The organism is Vibrio paucivorans (genome assembly GCF_054053395.1).
This window is the reverse complement of the sequence record NZ_CM133230.1, coordinates 1774564-1788233: the sequence shown is the minus strand read 5'-3', so window position 1 is coordinate 1788233 and position 13670 is coordinate 1774564. Positions and strand designations below refer to the sequence as shown.

Here is a 13670-nt window from a genome sequence, read left to right as displayed (position 1 = left end):
GGGTGATGAGGTATTTTCCGTTAGGCTATGTCCACAACGGTCAACAAGAGAGTACAGCAATGAGAGACCAAGAATTTTGGCACAATAAGTGGGCAGCGAACCAAATTGGTTTCCATTTAGAAGACGTAAATCCGCTACTGATTGAATTTTGGCAAGCCACTCGTCCTACTAGAGAGAGTAATGTGTTAGTGCCGCTGTGTGGTAAGTCGGAAGACTTAGTATGGCTTGCGACTAAACACAATGAGGTTCAAGGCATTGAACTAAGCAATATTGCTGTACGTTCATTTTTCTCCGAGCACTTTTATACACCAACCGTCACCACATTAAATGGGCAGCATGAACTGTATCAGTTTGATGAACTGTCGATTTATACGGGAGACTTCTTCACTGCGCCATTGCAAGGTGCGGATATCATCTATGATCGCGCAGCGCTGATTGCTCTACCTGAAGATATGCGCGTCGAATACGCAGAAAGAATCAAAGGGTTGCTAAAGCCGGAAGGGCGCATCTTGCTGATTACTTTAGATTACCCGCAAGATGAAATGTCGGGGCCTCCATTCAGTGTACCTAAAGCAGAGATAGAAGCCTTGTTCGAAGGCTATAAGGTGACGAACTTAAATCGCGACGATAAAAACGCAATCCCACCGAAAAACAAAGTGTTGAGCCGTTTTGCGGAAGAGGTGTGGCTAATTGAGAGTGACTAGTTCTCGTCTATTGTCATAATTCGTTCTTAATGTGTAAACACATTTCGGGACGGCACAATGGAATGAAAAAGGGCTGATTAATCAGCCCTTTTATTTTAGTAGATAACCTTGATTTTACTTGCACTCTCCACGGCATCTTCTACCGCTTTTTCGATTGATGCTCGGCGTGTTAGAGATACGCCAAGTCGACGGCGGCCATCAATGTCTGGTTTGCCAAAAAGGCGCAGCTGAGTTTGTGGTGCGGCTAAGGCCTCTGTCATACCATCGAATTGGATGTTGTTAGATCTACCTTCACCAAGTACAACTGCAGATGCAGAAGGTCCGTACTGAGTAATCGTGTTAATTGGCATTCCTGTGAAAGCTCGCACATGAAGCGCAAATTCAGAGGTATCTTGAGAAATGAGTGTGACTAGGCCAGTGTCATGTGGGCGAGGGGAAACTTCATTGAAGATGACCTTATCACCTTTAACAAATAGCTCGACGCCAAAAATACCGTAGCCACCTAATGCGTTGACGACTTGCTCTGCCGTATATTCCGCAGCTTTGAGTGCAATGTCTGACATCGCCTGCGGTTGCCATGATTCACGATAATCGCCATCTTCCTGACGATGACCAATAGGCGCGCAGAAATGAACACCATCCACGGCACGTACAGTAAGTAGAGTGATCTCGTAATCGAAGTCGATAAAACCTTCTACAATAACTCGGCCTGCGCCCGTACGTCCGCCTTCTTGTGCGTAGTCCCATGCTTTTTGAATATCGTCTTCAGATTTAATGACACTTTGGCCTTTACCTGAAGAGCTCATGACCGGCTTACATACACATGGAATGCCTACGTGTTCAACAGCGGCAGCAAATTGTTCAAAGCTGTCAGCAAACTGGTATGGAGAAGTAGTCAGTTCCAACTCTTCTGCTGCTAAACGGCGGATACCTTCACGGTTCATGGTGAGTTTGGTCGCATTTGCAGTAGGAACAACGTTAAGGCCTTTCGCTTCTAGCTCTACCAGCTTGTCTGTCGCGATGGCTTCGATTTCAGGTACAACATAGTCCGGCTGCTCTTTTTCGATGATAGTTTGCAGAGCTTCTCCATCAAGCATGTCGAGTACATAACTGCTGTGAGCAACTTGCATGGCTGGTGCGTTCTCATAGCGATCACAGGCGATAACTTCCAAGCCGAGACGCTGGCATTCAATCGCCACTTCTTTGCCTAATTCACCGGAACCAAGCAGCAGCACGCGAGTTGCACTTTTACGGGTAGCAGTACCAAACATACAAAATCCTTAAACTTTGAAAGGGGAATAGTAAATTTGCAGGCATGATACTTAAGTTTCCCTAAAAAGCAAACGTTTGCGTAAGTGTTTATTGCAGGTAGAGGCTAGGTTATTTCCGGATGTTGACGAGGGGGGAGCTAATCTTGATTATCAAACACGATATCACCCTGAAGGATCGTCATTAGGACACGGGAATTAGGGATGCTTTCTAGTCGCATTTTAGTAATGTCGTCACTGAGCACCACGAAGTCTGCCGATTTACCAAGGTCGATGGAACCAGTGAGTTCTTCTAAGCCAAGGCTATAGGCGGCGTTGATGGTGTAGGCGTCGATAGCGGCATTGATATCAGGTAGTCCATAGGGTTTCATTTTCATGCTATTGGCAATGCCTACCAGCGGGTTGATGTCATGCACATTCCAATCGCTACTTAAAGTAACATTAACCTGATGATCGAACATGGTACTCAGGTTCATCATCGACTTGGCTTTCTTAATCCCAATGATCGCCTCTGCCCATGTATGGTCGTTGTAGGCGACATAATCTGATCCCACTTGAAAATCGGCAGTCACATTTAGCTTCGCAAAACGAGGGACGTCGGCCTTATCGACAAGTTCAACGTGAGTTAAAGTATAACGTTGCTGCTGACCCTTTTCCCTCATGGCTTCAACTGCATTTAGGGACTCCCTGACCGCGCCATCACCAATAGCATGTATGTGTGCACTATACCCAATCTGAGCTAATTCTGAGAGCCAGTTCGTCATATCTTTGGGTGAAATATAGTTAAGGCCGTAAGGTTGATTTGGGATGTAAGTCGTCAGATAGGGGGCTAGCACTTTTGCTGTACCATTGACTAAAATGCCATCGCTGTACATTTTGACCTGATTCACCAACAAAAGATTTGAGTGGTCATCAGTGTAAATACTCTCTAGATACTCAAGTTGGTGTTTCTTACCTACCTCTGGATAAATCCATGGGCGAAGTGAAACACGTGCAGTTAAGTCCCCCGACTTTTCCGCGGCCTTCCAAACCTCCAGCCAACCGCGTTTCCAGTACAGCCGGCCATCACCTATGGTTGTGATCCCATGAGCGGCCGCTTCCTCCAACCCCGCAATTAACCCTTGGTAACTTTGGTCAAATTGATTAGGCAGGGAATTCCACGCGGTTTCCATCACTATATCACCAGCGTTATCGAGTAATATCCCGTTGAATTTTCCAGATTTTGTTTTAAGAATTTTGCCGCCCGGCGGGTCGATTGATTCATGGTTAAACCCAGATAACTCAAATGCTAAAGAGTTCACCCACATGGAGTGAGACGTCTGCTCCATGAACACTACGGGTTGATTTGGGAAAAGAGAATCTAGTACTTCCAGAGGTGTAGTTTCGTCTTGGCTGGAAAGGAGGCTTTCGATAGTAAAACCGTACCCAGTAATCCAACCAGATGTTGGGCTCATATCCCGGCAATCTTTTAGATAAGGAACCTGTTCGGAAAGAGTACCTCCTTCTAATAACTCGCAACTACCACCAGCTTCGGAAGCTGCTTCAAACACATGGTTATGGTTATCAATGAACCCGGGTAACAAGAATGCATTGCCGAGGTCAATGATTTCAGTCTCTGATCCTTTTAGTGTCGCAGCGCCATCTGCGCTGCCAATATAGCTAATTTTTCCCTGCGTAATGGCTACACTGTTCGCTGTTGGGTGCCCATAAATGTTTGCATTGATCAGAAGTGAATCAGCTTGCCCATTTGCATGGGCAAAACTGCTCGTTGCGATTAATGACATCAGTAGGCGCTGAAACTGAATCATGCTGTGTTCCCTTTAGCACTTAATGTACTGGAAACTATCACAGTTTTTCCAACCCTGAATACTTGATGCCGGACAAGCGCGCCATATCTGTGTTCCAAGTAGCAAGATCTTTCGAGTTAAATTGGTTTAAGTGGTGATGCCCACAGGCTCTAGCCATCACTTGCATCAGTTCTACAGAAGATAAGAAAAAGTTTTTAAGTTGATTAGAGGCTTTTTCTACGTTGAGTCGTTGCCTTAAATCAGCCTTCTGAGTCGCAATGCCTGCTGGGCAGTTATTGGTGTTACACATTCTTGCTGCAACACAGCCAATAGACTGCATAGCACTGTTCGAAATCGCCACGCCGTCTGCCCCTAATGCCATTGCTTTGACAAAATCCATCGGCACCCTTAAACCACCTGTCGCAATGAGAGTGACACGCCCGGATGCACCTTGCTGATCAAGGTAGCGGCGCGCTCTTGCTAGGGCGGGTATTGTTGGGACACTGATGTGATCTCTGAACATTTCGGGCGCGGCACCAGTACCACCACCGCGACCGTCTAAGATGATGTAATCAGCACTGGCATCCAAGGCAAACTGAATATCTTCTTCAATATGGTTAGCGCTTAGCTTAAAGCCAATAGGAATACCCCCGGTCACTTCTCTGACCCGATCGGCAAATTTTTTAAAGTCTGCAGCGGTGTGTAAGTCTTTAAATGTCGGTGGGGAGATAGCTGGCTCACCCTCTGGTATGCCTCGAACCTGTGAAATTTTGCCAATATTTTTGTTTCCTGGAAGGTGTCCACCAGTACCAGTTTTGGCTCCTTGTCCGCCTTTAAAGTGGAATGCTTGAACGTTCTTCAATTTTGACTCGTCGTAACCAAACTGAGCGCTTGCAAGTTCATAGAAGTAACGTGAATTGGCGGCTTGCTCTTCGGGTAGCATGCCGCCTTCTCCTGAACAAATGCCAGTTCCAGCAAGCTCTGCGCCTTTGGCTAATGATATTTTCGCTTCTTCAGACAAAGCGCCAAAGCTCATGTCGGAAACAAAAAGTGGAATGTTCAAAGTAAGAGGTTTTCTCGCTTGGGGGCCAATGACAAGTTCTGTTGCTACTGGTTCATGTTCCAATAATGGCTTAGTTGCCATCTGTGCGACCATAATCTGAATGTCGTCCCAATGGGGGAGTGTATGTCTGGGCACTCCCATGGATGTCATAGGGCCGTGGTGGCCTAACTTGGATAAGCCTTCACGAGCTAGTTGATGAATAAACTCAACGGTTGGTTCTTCGGTTGTTGCGGTTGCGATAGGGATATCGCCTGCAGTTGTTTGAACTCCCGGCCCTTCCTTACCAATTGCATCAGCAGAGAACTGTTTATGTGAACCGTCACAAAAAGGCGTATTCGCGCTGTGTTTGCATTGGCATAGATAAGCATCGCCGCTTTCTTCAGCCGTAAATGCTTTAGGTTTGAAGTCTGTTCCGGCATGTGAACCATCGCAAAATGGCTGTTTTTTGGAACGGCCACAGGCGCAAAAATAATAATCCTGACCTTCAACGAGTTCAACTTTGATGGGTTTAGTATCGGCTACCACGGGTTTACTCATGCTTCACTCCATTTGCTCACTTTATTTTTTTATTAGTAAGCGTAGGGCAGAAGTACAGTTATTTCTCTTAGAGGAGATGGGATTTACAGTGAGAGTGCAAAAACAAGCAAAATTGGTAGTGAGAATATGGCGAAAAAGTTTCCAAATAGGACCATTGAAGCGACATTGGTAGGTTCGATGTTGAAGCGTTCTGCAAATAGGTAGTTCATTACTGCGGGAGGCAGCATGGCGAACAGCACCATCATTTGTAGTTGGAGTGTCGGTAACGGGATTAGGTAGTAAATAACGGCGAATGAAATCATACCGGTAAATAGGGATTGCAACGAACACAAGATCCCAACCTTTAAGCCACTCAGCCTCAAATTACACATTTGCGAACCAAGGGCGAGAAGCATGACTGGCACTGCAGCCTGACCCAGTAAGGAAGTTGCTTCGTAAAGTGGTGTCCAGACGGCGATATCGGAAAGGTTTAAACTCATAGCCAGCGCAGTTGCTAGAAATACAGGCATCTTAATAATTTGCTTGAAAGGATTTCCGTTGCTGAGCAGAGCTAGGCCAACAGTGATGTGGATACATGCTGAAACAACAAACAGCAGAACGGCGGGCGCTAGTGCAGCTTCGCCAAAAGTGTAAGTAAATAGTGGAATGGCGAGGTTACCACTATTTCTAAACATATGGGGCGGTGTCCACGCTTTGTAGTTTAGCTTTGTAAGACGACAAATAGGCAGCATGACTAGCCCTGGTAGGAGTAGGGCGACCAGCGCAGCGTAAATAAGCGGTAATTCGTTTGTGCTCAAGGGCATGCTGGCAAGAGAAGAAAAAACTAGAGCAGGGACGAAAACGTCCATATTGATTCTATTGATTGGAGCAAAGTCGGGTTTGAGCCACCGGCCTACACTAAAACCTACCAGTACAAGCGCAATAACAGGAAAAAGTATATTTACGACTTGCTCGAACATCCTGTTTCCTTTTCCCCTTATGCTTCTATGTTTTTAACCTATCAGGGTTTTTTGACAGAGTCATCAAATAAGGAGGGAAATAGTGGGGTGAGTACAGCCACAAATTTAGGCAATAAAAGGGAGTTTGAGCAATTTATTGCTCGTTAGCAATGAATAGTTGCTTGGATTTACGTAAGAATTAACTTAAGTGTCTGATATATAACGAACTCGGTGTTGGAATGTTCTTTGCTTTCTAGCTGTAGGTTAAAACACTCTAGAATCTACACAAAAGGAATTACCCATGCCAACTCCATGTTATATCTCAATCGAAGGTGAAACTCAGGGCTTAATCACTGCTGGTGCACTATCTACAGACTCTATCGGTGATGCATTTGTTGAAGGCCATGAAGATCAAATGTTAGTTCAGCAGTTTGACCATATTGTCACTGTTCCTACCGACCCTCAATCTGGCCAGCCATCAGGTCAACGTGTACACAAACCATTTAAGTTTACCGTTGTACTAAACAAAGCGGTTCCGCTGCTATACAACGCGTTGTCTTCAGGTGAAAAGATGAAATCAGTTGAACTGAAGTGGTACCGCACTTCAGTGGAAGGTAAGCAGGAAAACTTCTTCACAACCAGCTTAGAAAACGCGTCAATTGTTGATATTCAATGCGAAATGCCTCATTGCCAAGACCCAACTAACAGTGATTTTACTCAGAACGTCACGGTATCGATGTCGTACCGAAAAATCATCTGGGATCACATCAACGCTGGCACATCTGGTGCAGATGACTGGCGTAAACCAGTAGAAGCTTAATTTGCTGAAACACATAGGTCTTCAGAGCTTATCTCAGCTTTGAAGACCTATGTAAATTAATGGTTTTGGGCTTTCGCGTTACACCACTTCCGAGAATGCGGGAGCCTTTTTTCTAACTAAGCCAAATACGTTCATGTGTACATAAAGTACTTAGCGTATTTGGCTTAGTTGGTAACAGAACAAAGGAACGAGTGATGGCAACACTGCAGTTTGACTTAGTTGTTGAGGGAATCGATAGCAGCACGTTCGTCGTGAGAGAATTTACGGGTAACGAATCTGTCTCGGCGAGTGTCTCTGATTTGGGAGAAAGCTATAGCGGCTTTCGCTATTGTGTGGATATCGCTAGCCGCCAGCATACGATTGTTGCTGAAGACATCATCGATAAACGTGTCATGTTAACGTTGAAGCGAAATGGCGAGCTAGTACAGAAGACACATGGCATTGTTCGACGTTTTGATAAAGGCGATACAGGCCATTCCTATACTTTCTACTCTCTTGTCATCGTTCCTTCTCTTGAGCGCCTATCACTTCGTCAAAATAGCCGAATTTTCCAACAAAAAACAACTCAAGAAATCGTTTCTCTTTTGCTCTCAGAAATGGGGATCGAAGACTATGCCTTTTCATTAAAAAAATGAACTCGTGCAACGAGAGTTTTGCGTTCAATATCGAGAAACAGATTTGGATTTTGTCCACCGTCTTATCGCGGAAGAGGGAATTTCCTATTACTTTACTCATGATGATGCTAAGCACATTCTTATCTTTAACGATGCGTCAGAGACTATAGAGAAGCTTGCGACACCTATCTCATATAACGCGAAAGCGGGAGGGAACGCTGATTCACCATATATCAGAGCTTGGGAAGCAAGCAAACGAGTCGAAGTAAACCAAGCTTCTCTTACCGACTATAGTTTTAAGAAGCCTAGCTATTCTCTGGCGCAAACCCAATCAAGCGAAACGGGGGAAAGCGTCTCTCGAGCCTATCAACATTATGATTATCCAGGGCGTTACAAATCGGATGATGCAGGCAAACTTATTAGTCAAGTTCGATTGGAGTACTTGCGTCGTCAAGGGCATACCGCAAACGGAAAAAGCGATCAGGCGTTAATTAGAGCGGGCGCTAAATTCGATTTATGTGATCACCTAGATGCAGAAATGAATCGAGATTGGGTCGCGGTCAGAGTGTTACATCACGGTAAACAGCCCCAAGCTCTAGAAGAGGAGGCTGGGAGCGGTGCTACTACCTATTCAAACGAGTTTGTAGTGATTCCGGGTGACAAAAACTGGCAGTCAGAACCTCAGAACAAACCATTAGTTGATGGACCAATGATAGCCACGGTTGTAGGGCCGGAAGGAGAAGAAATCTTCTGTGATGAACATGGCCGAGTAAAGCTGCACTTCCCTTGGGACCGATACAGTAATGGAGATGAAAACAGCTCCTGCTGGGTGAGAGTTGCTCAAGGTTGGGCAGGCTCCCAATATGGCATGATGGCGATTCCTAGAATTGGTCATGAGGTTATTGTCGAGTTTCTAAATGGAGACCCGGACCAGCCTATTATTACCGGTCGTACTTATCATGCGACTAACACTCCGCCTTATTCGTTGCCGGACAACAAAACGAGAACCGTGTTGAGAACAGAGTCCCATCAAGGTGTTGGATTTAACGAACTCTGCTTTGAGGACCAAGCGGATGAAGAGCAAATCTATGTGCATGCCCAGAAAGACATGCAGAAACTGGTTCAGAACGACGACACGATACACGTCAAAAACGACCTTCATTCGACAATCGAAAATGATGTGTATGAACGAGTTGGACGCAATTCCCATTCGACCATCGACGGAGAGCAGCGAAGCACAGTAACGGGTAACCAATCACTTATCGTTGATGGCTCTTTGCAGTTGATGAGCGGCTCCGTTTGGGTCAATGATTCAGGCTCGGAAATACACATTAAATCGGGCAATAAAGTGGTACTCGAAGCAGGTTCAGAAATTACAGTCAAAGCGGCGGGTAGTTTTCTGAAAGTGGACCCGGCTGGCGTACATTTAGTCGGAGGTGGGGTCAACTTAAACTCTGGCGGAAGCCCAGGTGCTGGTAGTGGATTTTCTGGTTTATTGGCTGAGCAACCAACGGTCTTGGTTCCCAATACACTGTCTTTACACGAAGAGCCCAGTAACGCAGAGGCTTCATCAGAATCCGCCACCGAAAATGTTATTACCGACCTTGAGCCAAGCAACTCGCCAGTTCCATTCTCTAACTAAGGTGGAAGCACTACATCAAATACAACGAGTACGGACGAAAGTGCAGCGTCGACTTCTTCATCGCAAGATGGGCCAGAAGACAATGAAGAACTAACGGAAGAATCTCAACGTTTAAAATCTTCATTGTTAAAACAATCAGTTACCCTAGATAAATTGGCAAATCGTGAATCTGGTTCATACAAGAAAGGCGCTAAAGGCGAGGAAGTGGAGTATATTCAACAAGCTTTAATTAAACTCGGCTTCGATTTGGGCACTGCAGGTGCAGATGGCGATTTTGGCTCCATGACCGAGAAGCAAGTGAAGCTGTTCCAAGGTAGTTATGAACCTTCGCATTCCACACATCTTGCTTACGAAGTGGGTGCCGTCGATGGCATAGTTGGCCAAGGCACTATTCTTGGTTTAGACGAAGCATTGGTGGATGGATGGGTGTATGAAAATGACGAGATGGATCTTAAATGGCTCACTGTACCTGAGGGGCAATTGACGTTTGATGCTGAAGGTAATGATGTAGAAGGTAGCTTTCTTTTTACCAGAGTTCCGCATGTACCCAATCGGAGTGGTGTCGTGATTGGTAACTCTGGTATAACGTTAGGTCGAGGGCTAGATATAGGTAGTCGATCTAGTAAAGAGGTTGAAGATATTTTTGCACAAGCATCTTCCAATTGTCAGCCCATTTCTTCGAACCTGCTATCTTGGCTGAAAAATGGCGCGGGGAAAAAGAAACAGGACGCCTATGACTATTACGAAACGCTTGATGATTTGGTGCCTCAGGAAGAGCAAACGATCACGAGAAAGATGCAACATCAAATTTTTGAAATTGTATACCCTCACTATATGGAAGAAGCCAAACGGTTGACGACGAAACTAGATGTTAGAGAAGCATACATAGGCGGAGAGGAACTCAACTGGGATGCTTTAGATATGAAAGTTCGAGAGGTAATAACTGACTTAACATATGTAGGAGTTTATACAGGTAGTGATGATGCAAGAGGGAATACGCGAAAGCTAGTCGTTCCCGCTATTTTTGAAGACTTTAAAAGTGGTATAAAAGGTAAGCAATCCAGTTTCTATAAAGTCGTAGCAAACGGAAGTCTCTGGATTAAAAGATTTAAGGTTGATTTAAATAGGATGACAAAGAGAGTTGAGCACTTAGTATGAAAAAAATATTCGCTTTTATTTTATTTATCTCCCAGTACAGTTATGCCGATTCAATAGATAATTACTATTATTACCAGGTTAACAAACTCGGAGCTAAAGACTCTAAGTACACAACAGCAGTGTATTTGAAGAAGGGAGAGCCTTGCATCATCGTTGAAAAACTGGAAACTGGCAAAAAGACTAAATTTTGTGAGATGGGTGAGAGTGGGTTTAATTTGGAAAGAGATTTTCCATCAGTTTATCCTGTTGGTTTCCAGCTTGTTATTGAAGACCTAGATTTTATTGTGGCAGCGCCTTGGAATGAACAAAAGTGCTCAATTAACCTTCTTGATTTATCTATATCCTGTGAAGCAACAGGGAGATAATTACCAACGCTTAGACAGCTAACCTGCAATCATACTAATATCGATTTTGACCATATGACGTGTCCGTGTAGTGGAGTAAGGACAATAAAAATTGAAACACATAATTTTGTTAATAAGTATCTTCTATTCCTTTTCTGTGTGGGGAGGTAATCTTCAAGATATTTATAGCAAGCTTGATATAACGAGTTTTAACAGCTCTTTACGGCCTATGCGAGTAAGTGATGAAACTCTCTTTTCAGACTTTAACCAGCTCCCAGAACCTGAATATCTAGACCAAGAGATTAAGATTGAAGATGAATATTGGTTGTACTCAATAAAAATAATGGAAGAAAAAGGCGCGGATATACATGTGTGCTTTTTAGATAGAGCTAAGCAAGGTAACTACAATGCTCAAACCCCTTTTGTTATAAGGCTTTATGCTGATAGATATGTCGCTACTGCGCAAAATTCAGATGTTTGTGAGGAATATGCAAAGTAACGTATCGTATGATTTGTTGTCGAAAGAGCGTGGAACCAATCATGATTTAATGAAGTTACTAGAGATATAAGTAATGCCAGAACTCAAGTTATTTATCGTACTTTTCGGTTTAGCATTTTCGGTTCACTCCGCACCGATCAAACTACAAGCATCTTGTAACTTTGAAGCACCAAACAGCGTTAATTATTTCTCGATAACGTTTCAAGCTAATGGTACGGCAAGAGTTGAAGTTAACTCGAACCAAATCTACGTAATAGCCAAAGAAGTTAAAGCTAAAAATCATAGCGAGTTTTTCTATCAGTCGGTAGACACCGTTGGTCGTGCAGGCGCATATTTAAATTGGAATGGTTTCAGTACGAAACATCCAATGTTTACTTTGGAAAGAGTTAATGAACGAGACTTTGTTATCCACTGGAAAGGTTTTTGGGATAGAGAAACAGTGAAATACACGTGGAATGAAATTGGTTCCAAAGGACCAGACCTATATAGCGAATCGAGTGTTTTACAAAATTGTGCTTATTACTAGCGATGAATGAAGTTCATTACGTAGGACTTAAAGTAGCGTGTTTGTTAGTACTGTCGGCAATCATACCTTTACCTGCCTCTGCTGAAGTACTGGATAATAAAGGTTTGCATACTGTACCTTCTGATGCTACATGGAAAGTAACTGAAATAAAAAGAACCTCTTGTGAGGTGTGTACCGCTGACATGTATATCCAGAGTGGTAGTGTGCAAATTAACGGAGTTTGGATTTCAGGAAATTTCGAATTCTCGATGGACGATGAAACTAAGGTCGTATTGGGTAGTGATGCGGTTTTTGCACTCGGAGATGTTGTGAATAGCATATCGATTGAGAGTATTGAAGAAAGTGCTAACTAATAAAGTGATATACATTCCTGATATAAAAACGCCTAGCAATTGCTAGGCGTTTTTCTCATTTATCTAAGCTTATTTAAACAGCTAGATAAGAAACTGGGATATCTGGGTTGATAACTTCCAACGTCGATTGGGTATCCGCAAGGTGGCTAATGCTACCGTCTGCCATCTCTACTAGGGCTGCTGATTCAATATTATCGAACGATTGTCCGTCCATCAGGATCTGAATTAAAGCAACTTGTAGAGGAGGTAGGCTAGGGTTAAACGCCGCGTTCTCAGCATATGCGCCATGGTAAGAACTACCATTATTTAAACGGAGTGCAACCCCGCTAAGGTTCTTCGTGTAAGGGGCATAGCTGCGGTTAAGTGCAGCTAGTGCCTGTTTAATCAATTCATCTTGATCATCACACGTTTTGCCATGGTGAATTTCAGCCATTAAGCCTGACTCGATTCCTAGATCTGCTGGGCCAAATGATTCTGGCAAATACTCTTGTAGAGTCATTTCGTCGCGCTCAGGCAGTTGAACAATTAACTCATTTGCAGTGGTTAATTCGTTCATAAACTGTCGGCAGTGACCACACGGACTAAAGTTGATAGTGATATCAGAAATGCCTTTTTCACCTTTCATCCAAGCGTGGCTAATTGCGCATTGCTCGGCGTGCACCGTTTGGCCTAGCTGTGCACCAGAGAACTCAACATTAGCACCGAAATAAAGCTTACCAGACAAGCCGCGTACAATCGCACCAACGTAAAACTTAGATATAGGGGCGTAAGAATAAGCCGCAGCGAATGGAAGTAGTGCTACGCGTAGTTCCGCATCGTCTAGGCCAGAGATTTTAAGAAGCTGATTGAACTGCTCTGCAGACAGTGTTGCGTCAAAGTCATCGGCTAATAGGATCGGACCTAGAAAGTCAGTAATAGGCTTTGGCGCGTCTTTTAGCGCCTGTTCAATGCGGCTCTTCATTAGAAATCCTTATTTAAGCGTTGAACTCTATTCTATGACACAAATGAAACATTGCTGAGATCTTAATCACAATAATTAATGTAATGAATTTTCAAGTTGCATGGTTAGAGTGAGATCACACATGATATCGATTTCATTGCGAGATTAAGTGAAGCACGTCGAATGGGGGCTAGGGTCTGTTGCTCTTTCGTGGTTAAGTTTTGTTCGAGATAAAATCGTTTTAGGCGAGGCGAAGACTTTGTAGCCTAGTCATTCTAAGCAAAGAGTCTTCAACGAAGCATAAAACGATTTTAACGGGGGCGCCTAGCTCGAACCCTTCGGGCAGCCTTTGTGGTTCATTCCTACTGCGTTATCGGCTTCTCATGTAGATTAGCTACACATCAAAGCCTCTGCCTTGTATGAATTTCCCACAAAGTGCTGCAAAAATCATCTCGAAAGATTAACAGACCCTCTTCA

Annotated in this window: 11 protein-coding genes and 1 pseudogene; 7 read left to right on the top strand and 5 right to left on the bottom strand. The window is 44.0% G+C overall.

The window, feature by feature from the left end:
• Positions 1 to 59 precede the first annotated feature (59 nt).
• Positions 60 to 704: a thiopurine S-methyltransferase gene (locus ACXABW_RS08240; protein WP_457522119.1), complete on the top strand. Its 645-nt coding sequence runs from the start codon at positions 60 to 62 to the stop codon at positions 702 to 704.
• Between the two features lie 95 nt (positions 705 to 799).
• Here ACXABW_RS08240 and purT read toward each other — a convergent pair whose 3' ends face one another.
• The 4 genes from purT to ACXABW_RS08220 form a co-directional block, all read right to left on the bottom strand.
• Complete coding sequence (gene purT, locus ACXABW_RS08235; RefSeq protein ID WP_457522117.1) at positions 800 to 1975, bottom strand: formate-dependent phosphoribosylglycinamide formyltransferase; 1176 nt, start codon at positions 1973 to 1975, stop codon at positions 800 to 802.
• 137 nt (positions 1976 to 2112) lie between these two features.
• Entirely contained in the window at positions 2113 to 3780 is a 1668-nt protein-coding gene (locus ACXABW_RS08230; protein WP_457522116.1) for an amidohydrolase, read from the bottom strand.
• Between the two features lie 37 nt (positions 3781 to 3817).
• Positions 3818 to 5359: a glutamate synthase-related protein gene (locus tag ACXABW_RS08225; protein ID WP_457522115.1), complete on the bottom strand. Its 1542-nt coding sequence runs from the start codon at positions 5357 to 5359 to the stop codon at positions 3818 to 3820.
• 83 nt (positions 5360 to 5442) lie between these two features.
• A complete protein-coding gene (locus ACXABW_RS08220; RefSeq protein ID WP_457522114.1) occupies positions 5443 to 6318 on the bottom strand; it encodes an AEC family transporter in 876 nt (291 codons plus the stop codon).
• A gap of 280 nt (positions 6319 to 6598) precedes the next feature.
• On the opposite strand from ACXABW_RS08220, the gene ACXABW_RS08215 reads away from it, so the two are divergent.
• From ACXABW_RS08215 to ACXABW_RS08190, 6 genes and pseudogenes are all read left to right on the top strand, one after another.
• Positions 6599 to 7117 carry an Hcp family type VI secretion system effector gene (locus ACXABW_RS08215; RefSeq protein ID WP_457522112.1) on the top strand — a complete coding sequence of 173 codons (519 nt, stop codon included), beginning with the start codon at positions 6599 to 6601 and terminating at the stop codon, positions 7115 to 7117.
• 194 nt (positions 7118 to 7311) lie between these two features.
• Positions 7312 to 10531 (top strand): annotated as a pseudogene (gene tssI, locus ACXABW_RS08210) (type VI secretion system tip protein TssI/VgrG).
• Complete coding sequence (locus ACXABW_RS08205) at positions 10528 to 10896, top strand: hypothetical protein (RefSeq protein WP_457522111.1); 369 nt, start codon at positions 10528 to 10530, stop codon at positions 10894 to 10896. Before tssI ends, ACXABW_RS08205 begins: the two are co-directional and overlap by 4 nt.
• 91 nt (positions 10897 to 10987) lie before the next feature.
• Positions 10988 to 11374 (top strand): hypothetical protein, encoded by a 387-nt coding sequence (locus ACXABW_RS08200; protein WP_457522110.1) that lies wholly within the window; start codon positions 10988 to 10990, stop codon positions 11372 to 11374.
• A 73-nt stretch (positions 11375 to 11447) separates the two neighbouring features.
• Positions 11448 to 11900, top strand: coding sequence for a hypothetical protein (locus ACXABW_RS08195; protein WP_457522109.1), 453 nt, complete (start codon positions 11448 to 11450; stop codon positions 11898 to 11900).
• Between the two features lie 41 nt (positions 11901 to 11941).
• Positions 11942 to 12253 carry a hypothetical protein gene (locus ACXABW_RS08190; protein ID WP_457522107.1) on the top strand — a complete coding sequence of 104 codons (312 nt, stop codon included), beginning with the start codon at positions 11942 to 11944 and terminating at the stop codon, positions 12251 to 12253.
• Between the two features lie 73 nt (positions 12254 to 12326).
• On the opposite strand, the gene cdd is transcribed toward ACXABW_RS08190, so the two are convergent.
• The gene (gene cdd, locus ACXABW_RS08185) at positions 12327 to 13214 is read right to left on the bottom strand and encodes a cytidine deaminase (RefSeq protein WP_457522105.1); all 888 of its coding nucleotides are present in this window, start codon (positions 13212 to 13214) and stop codon (positions 12327 to 12329) included.
• Between the last annotated feature and the right edge of the window lie 456 nt (positions 13215 to 13670).